Origin of the sequence: Psychrobacter pacificensis (assembly GCF_900101915.1) — a bacterium.
In the GTDB taxonomy this organism is placed as follows: Bacteria; Pseudomonadota; Gammaproteobacteria; order Pseudomonadales; family Moraxellaceae; genus Psychrobacter; species Psychrobacter pacificensis.
Window position 1 is genome coordinate 1 of the sequence record NZ_FNAL01000012.1, and the last position, 16,879, is coordinate 16,879.

Sequence of the window (16,879 nt, forward strand, 5' to 3'; positions counted from 1 at the left end):
GGTACGCCAACCTGACGTGATAGCAAGATGTGCTCACGAGTCTGTGGCATTGGGCCGTCAGTTGCTGATACAACTAAGATTGCGCCGTCCATCTGAGCGGCACCTGTGATCATGTTTTTAACATAATCGGCGTGACCTGGGCAGTCTACGTGTGCGTAGTGACGTGTGTCTGTGTCATATTCTACGTGTGAGGTGTTGATGGTGATACCACGTGCTTTTTCTTCTGGTGCTGAGTCAATAGACGCGTAGTCTTTTGCTTCGCCACCAGAGGTGATTGCAGCTACGGTTGCGATTGCAGCGGTAAGGGTGGTTTTACCATGGTCAACGTGTCCGATGGTACCGACGTTGACGTGTGGCTTGCTACGTTCAAACTTGGCCTTTGCCATGGGTATTTCCTCTTTTTTTTGGTTCCAAGGCTTAATTCATATAAATATGACAATTAAGAAAATCTTGGTCACCTTAAGATAATTGTTAAAAGGTTACACATACTAATGTGCAGATATTATAAGAAAATTGCGACCAATAACAAGTCTTTTAACAAGTTATTGGCCGATTCTTTAGTGACAATACACAGAGATACTCTATATTGTCACCTTTAGTAAGTTTTATTTACTCGTCATCATCTTTAGAGTTGTACTTAGAGATGATTTCAGCAGCAACTGATTTTGGAATTTCAACGTACTTTTGGAATTCCATTGAATAAGTTGCACGGCCTTGTGACATAGAGCGCATTTGAGTGGCATAACCAAACATTTCCGCTAATGGTACTTCAGCACGAATCTGTTTAGTGCCACCAGGTAGGTCTTCCATACCCTGTACCAAACCACGACGACGGTTAAGATCGCCCATGATGTCGCCCATGTAGTCTTCAGGTGTTTCAACTTCTACTTTCATCACTGGCTCAAGTAGCGCTGGATCAGCTGCTAAGAAACCTTTTTTGAAGGCCATAGAACCTGCCATCTTAAATGACAATTCATCAGAGTCAACGTCATGATAAGAACCATCATACAAAGTCGCTTTTACGCCAACAACTGGGTAGCCTGCAAGTACGCCGTTTTTCATGCGCTCTTGGATACCTTTATCAACAGCACCGTGGAATTCTTTTGGTACCACACCGCCAACAACTTCTTCAGCGAATTCATATTCAGTGTCGCCAGCTGGATCAAGTGGTTCAAGACGTAACCATACGTGACCAAACTTACCACGACCACCTGTTTGACGTACGAATTTGCCTTCTTGTTCAACAGTGTTACGAATCGTCTCACGATAAGCAACCTGAGGTGCGCCGATGTTTGCTTCAACGTTGAATTCACGCTTCATACGGTCAACAAGAATCTCTAGATGCAGCTCACCCATACCACTGATAATCGTCTGACCAGATTCTTCGTCAGTGTGTACACGGAACGATGGATCTTCTTTTGCCAAACGGCCAAGCGCGATTGACATTTTTTCTTGGTCAGCTTTGGTCTTTGGCTCAACCGCTAGAGAGATAACTGGTTCTGGGAATTCCATACGCTCAAGCGTGATCACGTTGTCTTCGTCACATAGCGTATCACCAGTCGTTACATCTTTCATGCCGACTAGGGCTGCGATATCACCTGTACGAATCTCTGCAAGCTCTTCTTGAGAGTTTGCCATCATCTGTACAATACGGCCAACACGCTCACGCTTCATTTTAACTGGGTTATAAACACTGCTACCCTGCTTCATGACACCAGAATAAACACGTACGAAGGTTAAGTTACCAACGAACTTGTCGTTCATGATTTTGAACGCTAGTGCTGAGAAAGGTGCTTCATCTGATGCTTCACGGCTGCCTTCGCTTTCGTCTTTGTCATCAAGAATACCTTTAATAGCAGGTACGTCAATTGGTGCTGGTAGATACTGGATAACCGCATCTAGCATCTTTTGTACGCCTTTGTTTTTAAAGGCAGTACCACAAAGAAGTGGGATGATTTCGTTATCAATAGTCAACTGACGAATAGCACTGTGGATCTGCTCTTCAGTCAATTCACCGTTTTCTAGATATTCGTTCATCAACTCTTCATTGGCTTCAGCAGCACTTTCTACAAGGTACTCGCGATACTCGTCCGCTTTGTCTTGTAGTTCAGTTGGGATATCACGCTCATCATACTGCATACCTTGAGACGCTTCGTCCCAATAGATAGCTTTCATAGACACTAGATCAACAACGCCTTCGAAGTCATCTTCTTTGCCAATTGGAATAACCAATGGTACTGGCTTACCGCCAAGACGGGTTTTGATCTGTTCGATAACACGATAGAAATCAGCACCAACACGGTCCATTTTGTTTACAAATGCAAGACGTGGTACTTTGTATTTGTTCGCCTGACGCCATACGGTCTCAGACTGTGGCTGAACGCCGCCTACTGCACAGTAAACCATGCAAGCGCCATCAAGTACGCGCATAGAACGTTCAACTTCGATCGTGAAGTCAACGTGACCTGGGGTATCGATGATGTTGATACGGTGTTCGTCAAACTGTTTAGCCATACCTGACCAAAAACAAGTTGTTGCTGCTGAGGTAATAGTAATACCACGCTCTTGTTCTTGCTCCATCCAGTCCATAGTGGCTGCGCCATCATGTACTTCGCCAATTTTGTGGCTAACACCGGTATAGAATAAAACACGCTCAGTAGTGGTCGTTTTACCAGCATCGATGTGCGCTGAAATACCAATATTGCGATAGCGTTTTAGGGGAGTTTTACGAGCCATAGTGTTTTCCTAGGAAAAGTCGTGTATATAATAATGTATTGTGTCTCTACCTCATACTCTATGACAAAGCGTTCAGCTTCGTAATATTACTTACTGATTATTGAGCCTAATACGGACAAAAAAAGAGCAAATACTAAGAATAGTGTGGCATCAAATTTGGGATGTTCTCTAATGAAAGGATGAAAGTCATACTTGTTAAGAGAGACATCTTGATAGATGTCCGCCACCCCAGTCATTAATAAATAACATTTATATATGACCGAATGATGATGGCGGCAATCAATAGAATAAACAACAATGTAAGATTAATGAGTATGAGCTATTAATCTCAAGCTACTGTTAAAAAGTAGCTTAGAAACGGTAATGAGAGAATGCTTTGTTAGCATCTGCCATGCGGTGAACTTCGTCACGCTTTTTCATAGCAGCGCCTTTGCCATCAGCAGCATCATTCAATTCGCCAGCTAAACGCAAAGCCATTGATTTTTCAGAACGCTTAGCAGCAGCTTCAGCTAACCAACGCATAGCCAAGGCAGTACGACGGGAGGGGCGTACTTCCATTGGTACTTGATAGGTTGCACCGCCAACGCGGCGAGCTTTTACTTCTACCATTGGGCGTACATTTTCAAGCACTTCTTCGAAGAAAGATACTGGATCTTCAACTTTACGCTTCTCACTTACTGTCTCAAGTGCACCGTAAACGATACGCTCAGCAGTAGATTTTTTACCATCACTCATTACATGGTTGATGAATTTTGCAACAGTTTGGCTACCAAATTTAGGATCCGGTAGGATCTCACGAGCAGCAACGACGCGACGTCTTGGCATAATAAATTTCCTTATCTTCAGGAGTGTCTAACATTCACAACATCGACTACTCATCATTAGGGTATAGCAGCGAGTTATCAGTTAGCCTTACTGCATGGTGGTATGTTTTAAGAGCAAATCACTTATATAAAAGTAATATGACTACTGACACCAAACCCATGCACAGTTATTGGGTAGTACAAAAAGCTTTGTTAATAACGTTTAGTTATTAAACTTTAGGCTTCTTAGCACCGTACTTAGAGCGACCTTGCTTACGGTCTTTAACGCCTGCACAATCTAATGCACCGCGAACAGTGTGATAACGTACACCTGGTAGATCTTTTACACGACCACCACGGATTAGAACAACACTGTGCTCTTGTAGGTTATGACCTTCGCCGCCGATGTAGCTTGATACTTCATAGCCTGAAGTCAAACGTACACGACATACTTTACGCATGGCAGAGTTAGGTTTTTTTGGCGTGGTAGTATATACACGAGTACATACACCGCGACGCTGTGGGCACGCTTCCAACGCAGGAACTTTTGACTTTTCCTTGATGGTTTTGCGACCTTTACGAATCAATTGGTTAGTTGTTGCCATAAGGCATCCTTCTCCCGTTTGGTATAAAACAAAAAAATGGGCCAATGCACCATCTATCTGACAATAATTGCAGATCTCTGGGCACCCATTTTTAGGACAGTATATTATAAAGAGTTGTTGCTGCTATTTCAACCACTTATGAATGGTTTCGCTTTACAACATTTGATAGATATGCATTCAGCCTCGCATTATATCACTTTATCGTTTTTTTGCCGAAAAACAGCGTCATAAATAAAGTAAACAAGGCAAGCTCAAGCATCATTAAGAAAAGATATTCGAATATAAATGCTACTTGATAGTAACTAAGTGGTGGTATTTATCCTGATTTCAAGTCACTCTACTCAACCCAACCAAGATAAATACCATTGTGCTTATTAATATACAACCTAACTAGCAAATAATATGTCTATTACTTGGCTTTTTTATCAGACGTTTGCTTGTCTGAGTCTTTTTTACTACTGGTTTCTTCTGTATCGCTATTTTCTTCTGTCTTTTCTGTGTCTTTCTGCGCATCGTTATTACTGGCTTTTTTTACTTCAGCCTCGCTACTACTGTCATCAGTAATGGCACGATTGGCAAGTTTTGCCTCTGGCGCAAAAGTCGCTTTAGCAACGCCAATCACTTCATCAATTAACTGACTGTTATAATGCACGCCGATGGCTACTGCTGTAACGGGAATGAAACGGCGAACCCATAATAGGTTTATTTTGTCCAAATCGATCCCTACTTGGCTAGCAATACTGTCTATTTGCTCAGCATAGTAGTTTACGTTTTGATTTTTTAGACCCAAGTTCTTCAGCTCGCTATGCAACCCGTGGCTCTGAGCATTATCCAGCAAACCTTTACCGATACCCATACCTGCTAGCAATGCTTGTTTTTCTTGCATTTTGCTTAGATCGGCACTTGAGAGCAATTCGTATGCCATTTTCACACCTTGTTTACCTGTGAGCGGCTTATTGTATATAGCTGCAATTTGGTAGACAGTACGTAGAGATACCAATAATAGCCATAAGGTATCAGCAAGTAGACCTGGCAGCCCTGCTAGACCCGTAAGGCCGCCTATTGCTGCAAGTGCACGGTTTTGGTTAGCGATGTCAGTTGCAAGTGCATAACGCTCTTCATCATCTAAAGTAGCAATATTGGCAAAGCGATGCTCGTTCGGTAAGTCTAATTGACTCCAGTTTGATGCAAGTTTCGCAATTTGAGCAAACGCGCTATCTACTGTCGATTGAAAAAAGCTGTTTGGTACGACTTTTTTGGCATATTTGCCATAAGTAGCAAAACGTGGACCTAATAATTGCTGCGTAGCCTTTAAGGTTTGCTCACGAAATAAGTCTTGTTGATAATCCTCATCGCCTAAATCTACCGCTTTGTATTGGCGCGGTTTGCCTGTTTTGGCATTCATGCTATCAATCATGGAGCCCACGCGCTCTAGGTTGTTGCGTGTGAAAGAGCCAATAGTATTGATACTTTTTGAAAGAGTGCTAGGCTTTGCCATCGTGATGTCCTTAATATGATGAATAATAATGTGATGAATAATTTTTTTAGTAATAGCGATATGAATGTGTTTAATCTTCAAGCTGTCAGTGTAATAAGTCAAGGCCGTTCCTGTCAGTGCGAACAATGTTATCGCAATCACAAATTTTGTATCTAAAAGTACAACTTAATTTTTGTCCGACTTAACCATAGCCTTTAGCTTGCCCACATTGTTTTTCATAAATAATAAAGCGATTGCTCAAACAACAAGGTTTCATAGCCACTCAACTTCTCATTACCTTGTAGCGATAGAGGCTATTTCGCCATTATTTTACACTTGTCCAAAGATTTTCACTGCTTGATACGTTATCATGTGCCGTAAGTGAGAGCATAATTGTACACTGAAATGACATTGTCTTTAATAGTCTGGCGTTAGCTAAATTCATGCTATCGTTATCTACATAGGCTGTTTTTTCATTATAATGCTCAAATTCATTCATCGTTAAACCTCATATATAGATTTACAACGATTATTGCCTGTCAATAGCGGCAAATCGTTACTCATAAGGAATAGCATATGCGTCGCGTCGTTATCACTGGAGCAGGGATTGTCTCTTGTATCGGACATGATCTAGACACTGTCACTACCGCTCTCAAAGAAGGGCAATCTGGTATCACATATAATGATTCTTACGCTGAGCACGAGTTTAAATCACACGTGAGCGGTAGTATCAATCAATCAGAATTAGATACTAGTGGTATCGATCGTAAACTCAAACGCTTTTTTAGTGATGCCAGTTTGTACGCTTATGTCAGTGCACTAAACGCCATTGAACATTCAGGACTGTCGCTTGACACCATCAATAACAATCCACGTGTGGGTGTGGTCGCAAGCTCAGGCGGTGCGTCAACAGAAAACATCGTGAACGCTGTGGATGCCATGCGTGAAAAAGGTCTACGCGGTGTCGGTGCGATGGCTGTACCTAAAACCATGGGCAGCTCAGTATCAGCAGCCCTAGCCACTGGTCTAAAAATCCAAGGTGTCTCCTACTCGCTTTCCTCTGCTTGCGCAACCTCGACTCATTGTATCGGTCATGCCGCTGAGCTTATCCAACTGGGTAAAGCTGATGTAATATTGGCTGGTGGTAGTGAAGCTGAGCATTGGACACAGTCTTGTATGTTCGATGCGATGGGTGCAGTGAGCACTCAATATAACGACACGCCAACACTCGCTTCAAGAGCTTATGACAAAGATCGCGACGGGTTTGTGATTGCTGCTGGTGGCGCGATGGTTGTGGTAGAAAGTTTAGAGCATGCTCAAGCACGTGGCGCCAACATCTTGGCTGAAATTGTGGGTTACGGTGCTACCTCTGATGGTGCCGAGATGGTTGCGCCAAGTGGCGAAGGCGCTGTACGTTGTATGCAACAAGCCTTGGCTGAAGCTGGCTTAAAAAGCGTAGATTATATCAATAGCCACGGCACCAGCACACCGCTGGGCGATATCACTGAACTCAAGGCGATTGCCAAAGTCTTTGATAATGATGTCAGTAAAGTACCGGCTATCAGCTCAACCAAATCCATGACTGGTCATAGCTTAGGCGCTGTTGGTGCGCAAGAGCTGATTTACTGCCTACTTATGCTACAAGACGGCTTTATTGCCCCAAGTATCAACGTTGACAACCTAGATCCTGCAGCTGAAGGTTTCGATATTGTTACCCAAATGCGCGAATCAAACCTTGAAACCTTGATGAGCAATAGCTTCGGCTTTGGTGGTACTAACGCCACGCTCATCATCAAAAAATTCGACGCTTAAATGATGCCTGTACCAAATTCTAATATAACTAGGCAGACAGATTCTGCGCCATCGCCAGCTAGTAAATCTAGCTGGCGTTTTGGTGATTTGTCAGCGGCTGAATTAATGCTACAGCTAAGACGCCATTTACTTAACCAAGATGAGGCAGCAAATTGGCAATTGGCTTGGTTAAATAATGATGGACGACCAGTAATTGGCTTGCTGCCTAAAGTCAGCTGGTCGGTTTATCCAACTGATCAAAAACCTGCTAAAGATTCAGTCAATACTTATAGAGTGGTTAAAAACTGCCGTGATAACTGCTCTACTCATAGCGAAAATACCATCACAGCCTATATGAGTTATCTAGAATGGCAAAATGAGCTTATTGCTTACAGCAAAGCTTATGATACCGACAATAATAGCTCAAATAACGTAAACCCGAAAAGCACCAAACCCAGTTATCATCATGGACTGATTGGTTTTATCGGTTACGATATCGCTGCTTATGAGTTAAGTCCTGCAGACAGAATCGAATTGGCAAATCAGCCTTGTGCCTCATTAGGGCATTACGATATCTATCTAACACCTGCTGCAGATACTGATACCGGTTGGGAGCTAAAAAGTATTCAAACCAATAGCAGCTCTAATGAAGCTGTCGGCAACAAGTTAAAAGATGAGTTCATAGTTGCTCTGACATCCTACCTAGATGAACTGGATAAAAAGCTGTCCGACAAATATCTCAATCAAGCACAATCTAAGCACACATCACATACTATACCTGTCGTCCTAACGGCACGATGGAGTAAGCGTGATTATCAGCAAGCATTTGATCGTACTCAAGACTATCTAGAGCAAGGCGATTGCTATCAAATCAACCTGACGCAAAAGTGGTCTGGCTATCTGCCATATAAAAACGATGCGACTCAACCAATTTCAGCGCTTATCGATTATCTGCCTGCGCTACATCATAATACCAAAGCACCTTTTGCAGGCTATTTGAGCGTTGATGGTGCGAGCGTCGATGGTACAAGCGTTGAGCACGTTGATATCTTTAACCACAGTTTTGAGTTATTAAGCTGCTCGCCTGAGCTGTTCTTTACATTTACCAAAAACAAAGTGACTGATAAGCACCATATTCTGACCAAGCCAATCAAAGGCACTATGCCAAGAGGTGCCTATCTCGAGCAAGATACGCGGTATAAGCATCAGCTGACCAATAGCGAAAAAGACCGTGCCGAAAATGTCATGATTGTGGATTTACTACGCAATGATTTGGGTAAATATGCCAAAATCGGTAGCGTAAAAGTGCCAAAACTGTTTGCGATTGAGAGCTTTAGTAACGTGCATCATATGGTCAGCACTATTACTGCTGAGCTAAAAGCGGATACTCACCCGTTGGCTGTACTGTTTGGTAGTCTGCCTGCTGGCTCTATCACTGGCACACCAAAAAAACGAGCCGTCGAAATTATCTCTGAGCTAGAGTCTACACCACGCGGTGCTTATTGCGGCACCATGGGTTATATGAATTTTGATGGCAGTGGTCAATGGAATGTACTCATTCGTACATTGCAAGCTGCTGCTTCATTAACTGATGAATTTAATAAAGAAAAACACATAAATCTATGGGCGGGTGGCGGTATTACGGTCGCGTCTGATTGTCATGCTGAATATCAAGAGTGCTTAGATAAGGTAGGCAATCTACTGGCAGTGTTGGCGAAAAAAGTATAAACGACTGAAATACTATTTTGCGCTGGCCTCTAAAGAAAAAAGCCTGCTTAACATTGCGCTAGCAGGCTTTTTTGGTACTTATCGATAGCATTTACTACACAAGCAGGTAAACCATTAATCAGCCGTCATGCTAGTCTCTGTATGCAGCTCTTTTAGCGTATCAATCAAGCGCTCATGCTGCTCGGCGGTACCAACAGTAATACGCAAATACTCATTAATGCGCGGCTTATCAAAATGGCGAACGATAATCCCTTGATCACGCAATGCACTCGCCACAGCACTTGCATTACCATCTTTTGGACGGGCAAAGATAAAGTTGGCATGCGAGGGCAATACTTTATAGCCTAGCGCCGTCAACTCTTCGGTCAATGACGTACGCAAATCGATAACCTGTTGGCGCGTTTGCTCAAAATAATCCACATCTAGCACACTTGCCGTCGCACCAGCTTGCGCTAGCTTATCCAGTGGATAGCTATTAAAGCTATTTTTCATACGCGTCAATGCTTCAATCAACGAAGCACTACCAAAGGCCATCCCAACACGTAAACCAGCAAGTGACCGTGACTTTGAAAAGGTCTGCGTCACGATAACGTTGTCACACTCATTGATTAAACTGACCGCTGAGACTTGCGAGCCTGTACTGTCTGCATCAGCCTGCGCAAAATCAATGTATGCCTCGTCAATTACAATCACGGCATTAGAATGCTCGCTGGCTAGCTTACGGATATCAGCAAGTGATAGGAGTAAACCTGTTGGCGCATTTGGGTTGGCAATGATGATACCGCTACAAGGCTGACGATAAGCATCAGGGTCAATACTAAAGTCCTCCTCTAGTGGTATCTTGACGAGATGCACGCCAAAAGTCTGCGCGTAGACAGGATAAAAGCTGTAGCCAATATCAGGTGATAAAAGCGGGCGCTCTTTTAGGAAGAAACTGGCAAATATAAGCGCCAATACTTCATCTGAGCCATTACCGACAAACACTTGGCTGACATCAAGGTCATATGCTTGTGCCAATGCAGCACGCAGGTCATTGGACTCAGGTGCCGGATATAAACGCAGCTCTTGCGCTTGCTGGGTGAGTACTTTAGCGATTGCCTCCCCTACTTTTGGTGAGGGCGGAAAGGGGTTTTCATTGGTGTTCAGTTTGCATAAATTGTCGTGCTGTGGCTGTTCACCCGGCACATAAGGTGACAAGTTGCGTGCTTTAGATGACCAAAGTCTGGTATCTATCTTTGTCTCACTCATAAATTATCCTACTAATTAGCCATACAGACTATTAAAAATATCTATCAAAAGTAAAAATGAAGACGCTCAAAATATCTTACTGATAACGATAACGGGCTGAGCGCGCATGGGCTTCTAAGTCCTCTCGCCGCGCTAAAATATCAGCCGTCTTGGCCAATGGCTTGCTGCCGGATTCACTGCAATAAATAATTGATGATTTCTTCTGAAAGTCATAGACACCTAAAGGTGAAGAAAAGCGCGCAGTACCAGAGGTTGGCAATACATGGTTCGGTCCTGCACAGTAATCGCCAATCGCTTCGGGCGTGTGACGACCCATAAAGATAGCACCCGCATGACGAATATCATCTAACAATGCATCAGGGTTATCAACGGATAACTCCAAATGCTCAGGGGCAATACGATTAATCAGTGCCATACCCTCGCTACGATCTTTCACTAAGATAAGTGCACCACGATTTTGCAGCGAGTCACGCGCGATATCTGCTTTTGGCAGCTCAGCGAGTGCTCTTTCTATCTCTAACTCGACTTCTTTTAACTGCTCTTCACTGGTCGTCACAAAGATAGCTTGAGCGATACGGTCGTGCTCTGCTTGCGATAACAAATCCATCGCGAGCCAATCAGCTCGATCTTGCGCTTCACCCTCTGCATATACCAACACTTCTGAGGGGCCTGCAATCATATCAATGCCGACTTGTCCAAATACTGCGCGTTTGGCTGCCGCGACATACTTGTTACCCGGCCCTGTGATTTTATCCACCGCTGGAATGGTTTCGGTACCGTAGGCTAAAGCTGCTACCGCCTGTGCGCCGCCAATGGTAAAGACACGGTCAACTTGAGCCAAATGAGCGGCTGCTAATACCAATGGATTAAGCACGCCTTTAGGTGCTGGCACGACCATGATAACTTCAGTAACCCCAGCTACTTTGGCAGGAATAGCATTCATCAATACTGATGATGGATAAGATGCCAAACCACCCGGCACATAAATACCAACGCGATCAAGTGGCGTGACTTTTTGACCTAAGCGATTGCCTAGCTCATCTTCATATTGCCACGTTTCTTGTACTTGGCGCTCATGAAAAGTCTGTACCCGAGTAGCTGCTGTGGTCAATGCCGTTTTTACATTCTCATCCAGATTGGCAAATGCATCGGCAAGTGCTTCTTTAGACAGCTCTAATTCTTGCATCGTTGTCGCTGGATGCTGATCGAATTGCTGAGTTAATGCCAATACGACGCTATCTCCATCCGCACGTACTTGTGCGATGATATCGTCAACGGCATGCAATAATTCAGCATCATTGACGGTTTCAAAGGCAAGCAGTTGTGTCAATTGATTGTCAAAATCGGCATCTTGGGTACTTAACTGGCGCATGACCTAATCCTATATCTGAGCATAAAATACTGCTGAAAATAAACGGCGTGAATATAACTAAAGTATGCTTATTATTCACAAATATGGCGACTTACTGGCTGTCTTCTTGTCTAAATTTTACGGTGATTTTATTTTTTCGCAAGCTAAGACAATAAAACCAGTTTAGCACGCTATATCACTCATAGCCTGCTAAACTGGTTTAAAAATTCGCATACCTATACTTTATATTACCAATGATTGACACCGGTTTACTAGGCATTGGCAATACTGTTTTTAAAGCTATCTAAAATGGGTTCTAGTAACGCAAATTTGCGCTTATAGCTGACTTGATTGACGATAAGACGTGATGACACATCACAAATATGATCGCGCGCTTCAAGTCCATTCGCGCGTAGGGTATTACCCGTATCAACCACATCGACAATCAAATCGCCCAAGCCCACCAATGGTGCCAGCTCCATTGAACCGTAAAGCTTGATGACATCAACTTGCTGACCTTGGCTCGCAAAATAAGCGCGCGCTACATTGACATATTTGGTCGCGATACGCAGACGACGATTGGGCAGTGGTGCGTCTTTTACGCCAGCCGTCATCAGTTTGCATTGAGCAATTTTTAAATCAAGCAATTCATACACGTGGTTCGCGCCATGCTCAAGCAGCACATCTTTACCCGCTACACCAAAATCAGCCGCGCCGTGTTCGACGTAGGTCGGTACGTCGCTTGCACGCAAAATTAATACACGTACATTTGGGTTTGAGGTTGGAAAAATAAGTTTGCGCGAGGCTTCAGGGTCTTCTAAAAGATCAACACCCGCTGCACGTAGCAGTGGCATCGTCTCTTCTAAAATACGGCCTTTTGATAACGCCAACGTTAGACCTGAAAACGCATCGTTTACTTCGTTTAGTAGACCATCGGCTGGTGCAGGTTTGCTTGTCTCAGTCATAATGACATCGTGTCCATGTGAAGTTAGTTTCCCCATTCAAGGGAAGTTTTAATGTATAACGTAATTCATGTATAAACTACGGTTGACCTATCAGTATTAGCCGTTGGTATTGACACGCTGGATATTCACACCAAGGCTACGCAGCTTGTCTTCGACATGCTCATAACCACGGTCAATATGATAAATGCGGTCAATCAAGCTCTCGCCTTCTGCCGTTGCAGCCGCCATCACCAGTGACATAGAAGCGCGTAAATCTGTTGCCATAACTGGTGCCGCCGTAAAGTTCTCGACACCTCTGATCACCGCAGTATGTCCATCCACTTGGATAGATGCACCCAAGCGGTTTAGTTCAGGTACGTGCATATAGCGGTTTTCAAAGATGTTTTCGATAATGGTACTGGTCCCATCAGCCAGACAGCAAATCGCCATCAACTGAGCTTGCATGTCTGTTGGAAAACCTGGATGTGGCTGAGTCCGAATATCCACTGGCTTTGGACGACCTTTCATCTGCGCGCGAATCCAGTCATCACCTGTCGTAATCACCGCACCCATCGCTTCAAACTTCTCAAGCACTGGGTACAATAAAGAGGCTGTAGTTTTTTTGGTCAACACATCCCCTTGAGTCATCAAGGCACCAGCAAGATATGAGCCTGTCTCAATACGATCCGGTACCACTGAATACTCACAACCGTGTAGACGTTCTACCCCTTCAATGGTCATGGTTGAGGTGCCGATACCGCTGATTTTGGCGCCCATCGCAACCAGCATATTGGCTAAATCGACTACTTCTGGCTCTAATGCACAGTTAGCCAAAACGGTCGTGCCTTTAGCCAATGCCGCTGCCATGATGACGTTTTCCGTACCGCCAACTGTCACCATATCAAATGAGAAGTGGCAACCAATCAGCTTACCGCCTTTAGGCGCTTGCGCTTTCACGTAACCGTTCTCTACGCTGATTACCGCACCCATCGCTTCAAACGCTTTTAGATGCTGATCAACAGGACGTGAACCAATCGCACAGCCACCTGGCAACGACACTTCAGCTTCGCCAAAACGGGCCAGTAACGGCCCTAATACCAAAATTGACGCGCGCATGGTTTTTACCAAATCATACGGCGCATAAAAGTTATCAATAGTTTTGGTATCACAAGTGACCGTATCGCCCTGCTTTTGGATATCAATCCCCATGCCACTGATCAATTCAATCAATGTTCGTACGTCTTTTAATGACGGTACATTGTGCAATGTCGTTGGCGTCTCAGCCAATATCATCGCGGCAAGCAATGGCAAGGCGGCATTTTTGGCGCCTGAAATAGTAACTTCCCCTGCGATACGACTACTACCAGTGATTAAAAATTGATCCATAAAGGTGACAACCTAGCGATGAGTATAGAAAATGGTGAAAACGAGCAGTAAAGAATCCTTATGTCTGTTAAACGAACTCTTCGATTGCCAGTTAGATAGATAGCTATATAATTAGCCTTTTGATTGAGCGTCCCACTCAGCAGGCGTTAGCGCTTGAATATTGAGGGCGTGAATATCGCCACTCGCAATCTTATCATTAACCAGCGCATAAATGGCTTGCTGACGTTGAACGGCGCGTTTGCCTTCAAAGCTTGCATCAACCACGCGCACGTCAAATTTATTGCCTTGATTGGCAGCTTGGATAAAAGCGTCTGGGAAGTGAGTCTGTAAAAATGCGATCAAATCGTCAGCGTTCATGCTCATAAAATAGTCTGCCTTAACGTTTAGAATAGGGTATAGATTTAAAGTGATGACATTATAACAAGAGTTTGCCTATCTTACAGTACTGTCTTGCTCAAGTATATTTGAGGACTGAAACCGTATCGAAAAATAAGCAGTCAAAAGCCCATGATATGAATAACAACAAGCTATTTGAGCATTGTGTCTAGATACGTCACTACTTGCGCGCGTACATCATTGACCCAGCGTAACGGCGGTGCCATTGCTCCAATGATAGTTGCGTGGCTCGCGCCTTCGATTTCACCCGTCTGCACCGTTACCCCTGCCTCTTTCAATGCTTGCGTCATTTTGAGTGCATTGGTTGGATGCACCACTTTATCTTTTTCTGCGGTTAATAACAAATATGGTGGCTGTGCCCCTTTGATCTGACGATCAGGCATGACTTGATCAGGTGTGGCATCCGAGGGAAAAGCTGACGCACTACTAAACTTACGGAAGTCATAACTGTAAGGCCCTGCAATACCGATAACCGTCGCAATGTCTGTTGGCTTAATACCATAGGGCGCTAAAAAGTCTTCGTTGGCGACGGCTGCGACTGCATTAAACGCGCCAGCAGAGTGGCCCATGACAGCGACACGCGATGGATTAGCATGCAAGCTGGCCGCATTCTCGATACTCCAAGCAATCGCTTGGGCCGTATCATTGACATAATCAGGGTAGACATGCTCGGGCACCTTACGATAATTAATCACTGCGGTGACATAGCCTGCCTGCGCTAAGCTTTGACCGACAAAGGCATATTGATCTTTATTACCACTCTCCCAAGAACCGCCATGCACGAATACCACCATAGGGTAGTCATTATTGATAGCGCTTTGGGCTTTCATTGCCTGTGCCAAGGGCTTTGGATAGTAAATATCTAAATCTTGCAAAGGCTCATCGCCGTATAAGATATCTTTACTTACCCCTACGCCGCCACTAGAAGTAATGCCATTGACAAAGCCTAGCGGTGATAATGCCTGTGCACTTTGGGTGGCAAGCGCGATGCTGCCTAGCGCCAATACTGCCGCTCCTACAACCCTTAGTCTGCGCGGGTGTTTACCAAAAGAATTATGATCAAAGTTCTTGCAGTTGTTCGCACCTGTCTTTTGTTTTATGTGATTTACCGAATCCTTCATTGCCAATACCTTGTTACAGTTATGGATCTTAAGATATGTATCTTATAGTTATGAATCATGCCTAACATCGTGAGCGCTCTATGGTCTCATTAGAACCTCTGATTCTGCTACTTTTCACTATTGATATAGTACTCACTGGCTGAGGATTTCTCGTGCTTTTACTGTTATATCTATTTAGGCTTATTGTGATTAATATCAAAAAAAGCTACTAGCATCCTATGGTGTGACTGGGTATCACATATAGCTAAGTAGCTATTATATAAGCTCTTATTTATCGTCTATACACGCTCTTATTTATCGTCAATCATTGCTTGGTAGACTCAGCTTGGCAAACTCAGTAGTTTTACTGATTTTGATAAAGATCGATATATGGGCTTGATGATGGTTGCGCCGTAGTAGCCTCTTCTTCCGTTATTACTATCGGCGTTGCGGTACTGACAGCAGTATCTTGGACAGCTGGTGCGACTGCCGGATTGGCTAGGTTATTCTCGTACATAATATCATCATCGTTTATCTTTACACCTCTATCATCGACAACGGTCGTCAGCAGTACCAGCTCGGTCACCCCAACAGTGCTGTTCGCAACATCAATTAAGTTACTTTGTTGGGTGGGTGTCATGCGACCCATAATATAGACCACGCCATTGTTGGTGACTGCTTTGATTTGTGAGGTTTTGACGCCATCGCTGGCGGCTATTTTTGCCAGTAGTTTTGAGGTGATATAACCATCATGAACCGTTGAGCTATAGCCTTTTGAAGCACTTACTTCCATCTCGTTGTAGACGCGGCGTACATCTGGCATGGAGCTGACGACCTTTTCTACTTCTGCTTTGAGCGCTTCAGACGGTACTTCCCCTGTGAGCAGCACTTCGCTATTGAAGCTATCGATACCCATACGACTGGTCTGCTGCAAGTCTTCTTTTAGCCCATACACATTGATTTTGGCAGTATGCTCGATACTACGATCTAGTAGACGCTGCGGAATGGTGCGCTCAGTCATTGGCACACCGTAAGTTCCTTCTGTACTGTTGGTCAGATAGTTGGTGGCACAGCCTGTACTGGCCACACAAGCAGCAAGCATAATGCCCGTCGTAATACAGCGTGATGAACCAAAAATAGCAGTGCGCAAATGCATCCGTGTCATTGTTTACCTCTTAGAGCATGGTGGTGACGGTGTTATAAATTCAATGAGTTGAGTCAATTTTTATCTAGCAGTGATAAGACAAATTTTGTTAACAGCTACTTTACTTAATTTTGGCCAGCAGCGGTTAGGTTTTTGGTAACGAGTATTGC

General features: G+C 44.1%; 14 protein-coding genes. 2 read left to right on the forward strand and 12 right to left on the reverse strand.

Annotated features, from left to right (window positions below; genetic code table 11):
* From BLR43_RS08335 to BLR43_RS08355, 5 genes are all read right to left on the reverse strand, one after another.
* A partial coding sequence (locus BLR43_RS08335) for a GTP-binding protein (RefSeq protein ID WP_143007421.1) occupies positions 1-386 on the reverse strand: 386 nt, incomplete at its 3' end.
* A gap of 223 nt (positions 387-609) precedes the next feature.
* Entirely contained in the window at positions 610-2,736 is a 2,127-nt protein-coding gene (gene fusA, locus BLR43_RS08340) for an elongation factor G (RefSeq protein WP_093070357.1), read from the reverse strand.
* A 351-nt stretch (positions 2,737-3,087) separates the two neighbouring features.
* Positions 3,088-3,561 carry a 30S ribosomal protein S7 gene (gene rpsG, locus BLR43_RS08345; protein ID WP_057761735.1) on the reverse strand — a complete coding sequence of 158 codons (474 nt, stop codon included), beginning with the start codon at positions 3,559-3,561 and terminating at the stop codon, positions 3,088-3,090.
* Between the two features lie 208 nt (positions 3,562-3,769).
* Positions 3,770-4,144: a 30S ribosomal protein S12 gene (gene rpsL / locus BLR43_RS08350; protein WP_011281154.1), complete on the reverse strand. Its 375-nt coding sequence runs from the start codon at positions 4,142-4,144 to the stop codon at positions 3,770-3,772.
* 409 nt (positions 4,145-4,553) lie between these two features.
* Positions 4,554-5,642, reverse strand: a complete 1,089-nt coding sequence (locus BLR43_RS08355; RefSeq protein ID WP_093070360.1) for an EcsC family protein — start codon at positions 5,640-5,642, stop codon at positions 4,554-4,556.
* Positions 5,643-6,197: 555 nt separating this feature from the next.
* Between BLR43_RS08355 and BLR43_RS08360 the strand changes: the two genes are divergently transcribed.
* Positions 6,198-7,433: a beta-ketoacyl-ACP synthase II gene (locus tag BLR43_RS08360; RefSeq protein WP_093070362.1), complete on the forward strand. Its 1,236-nt coding sequence runs from the start codon at positions 6,198-6,200 to the stop codon at positions 7,431-7,433.
* Positions 7,434-7,436: 3 nt separating this feature from the next.
* On the forward strand, positions 7,437-9,140 hold the full coding sequence (locus tag BLR43_RS08365) for an anthranilate synthase component I family protein (RefSeq protein ID WP_093070471.1): 1,704 nt from the start codon (positions 7,437-7,439) through the stop codon (positions 9,138-9,140).
* Between the two features lie 114 nt (positions 9,141-9,254).
* Here the strand turns inward: BLR43_RS08365 and hisC are convergent, their stop codons facing one another.
* The 7 genes from hisC to BLR43_RS08400 all read right to left on the reverse strand — a co-directional run bounded on the left by hisC (position 9,255) and on the right by BLR43_RS08400 (position 16,730).
* The gene (gene hisC, locus BLR43_RS08370; RefSeq protein WP_093070364.1) at positions 9,255-10,388 is read right to left on the reverse strand and encodes a histidinol-phosphate transaminase; all 1,134 of its coding nucleotides are present in this window, start codon (positions 10,386-10,388) and stop codon (positions 9,255-9,257) included.
* Positions 10,389-10,464: 76 nt separating this feature from the next.
* Positions 10,465-11,760, reverse strand: coding sequence for a histidinol dehydrogenase (gene hisD, locus BLR43_RS08375; protein WP_093070367.1), 1,296 nt, complete (start codon positions 11,758-11,760; stop codon positions 10,465-10,467).
* Positions 11,761-12,011: 251 nt separating this feature from the next.
* Positions 12,012-12,704 (reverse strand): ATP phosphoribosyltransferase, encoded by a 693-nt coding sequence (gene hisG / locus BLR43_RS08380; RefSeq protein ID WP_071002912.1) that lies wholly within the window; start codon positions 12,702-12,704, stop codon positions 12,012-12,014.
* A 96-nt stretch (positions 12,705-12,800) separates the two neighbouring features.
* Positions 12,801-14,069: a UDP-N-acetylglucosamine 1-carboxyvinyltransferase gene (murA, locus tag BLR43_RS08385; RefSeq protein WP_058025508.1), complete on the reverse strand. Its 1,269-nt coding sequence runs from the start codon at positions 14,067-14,069 to the stop codon at positions 12,801-12,803.
* Between the two features lie 111 nt (positions 14,070-14,180).
* Positions 14,181-14,432, reverse strand: a complete 252-nt coding sequence (locus BLR43_RS08390; RefSeq protein WP_058025509.1) for a BolA family protein — start codon at positions 14,430-14,432, stop codon at positions 14,181-14,183.
* Between the two features lie 164 nt (positions 14,433-14,596).
* Positions 14,597-15,586, reverse strand: a complete 990-nt coding sequence (locus tag BLR43_RS08395; protein ID WP_083328927.1) for an alpha/beta hydrolase — start codon at positions 15,584-15,586, stop codon at positions 14,597-14,599.
* Between the two features lie 343 nt (positions 15,587-15,929).
* Positions 15,930-16,730, reverse strand: coding sequence for a BON domain-containing protein (locus BLR43_RS08400; RefSeq protein ID WP_071002910.1), 801 nt, complete (start codon positions 16,728-16,730; stop codon positions 15,930-15,932).
* Between the last annotated feature and the right edge of the window lie 149 nt (positions 16,731-16,879).

Coding starts and splice junctions, on each gene's coding strand:
- fusA (WP_093070357.1), bottom strand. CDS start 2,736: ATGGCTCGTAAAACTCCCCTAAAACGCTATCGCAATATTGGTATTTCA.
- rpsG (WP_057761735.1), bottom strand. CDS start 3,561: ATGCCAAGACGTCGCGTCGTTGCTGCTCGTGAGATCCTACCGGATCCT.
- rpsL (WP_011281154.1), bottom strand. CDS start 4,144: ATGGCAACAACTAACCAATTGATTCGTAAAGGTCGCAAAACCATCAAG.
- BLR43_RS08355 (WP_093070360.1), bottom strand. CDS start 5,642: ATGGCAAAGCCTAGCACTCTTTCAAAAAGTATCAATACTATTGGCTCT.
- BLR43_RS08360 (WP_093070362.1), top strand. CDS start 6,198: ATGCGTCGCGTCGTTATCACTGGAGCAGGGATTGTCTCTTGTATCGGA.
- BLR43_RS08365 (WP_093070471.1), top strand. CDS start 7,437: ATGCCTGTACCAAATTCTAATATAACTAGGCAGACAGATTCTGCGCCA.
- hisC (WP_093070364.1), bottom strand. CDS start 10,388: ATGAGTGAGACAAAGATAGATACCAGACTTTGGTCATCTAAAGCACGC.
- hisD (WP_093070367.1), bottom strand. CDS start 11,760: ATGCGCCAGTTAAGTACCCAAGATGCCGATTTTGACAATCAATTGACA.
- hisG (WP_071002912.1), bottom strand. CDS start 12,704: ATGACTGAGACAAGCAAACCTGCACCAGCCGATGGTCTACTAAACGAA.
- murA (WP_058025508.1), bottom strand. CDS start 14,069: ATGGATCAATTTTTAATCACTGGTAGTAGTCGTATCGCAGGGGAAGTT.
- BLR43_RS08390 (WP_058025509.1), bottom strand. CDS start 14,432: ATGAGCATGAACGCTGACGATTTGATCGCATTTTTACAGACTCACTTC.
- BLR43_RS08395 (WP_083328927.1), bottom strand. CDS start 15,586: ATGAAGGATTCGGTAAATCACATAAAACAAAAGACAGGTGCGAACAAC.
- BLR43_RS08400 (WP_071002910.1), bottom strand. CDS start 16,730: ATGACACGGATGCATTTGCGCACTGCTATTTTTGGTTCATCACGCTGT.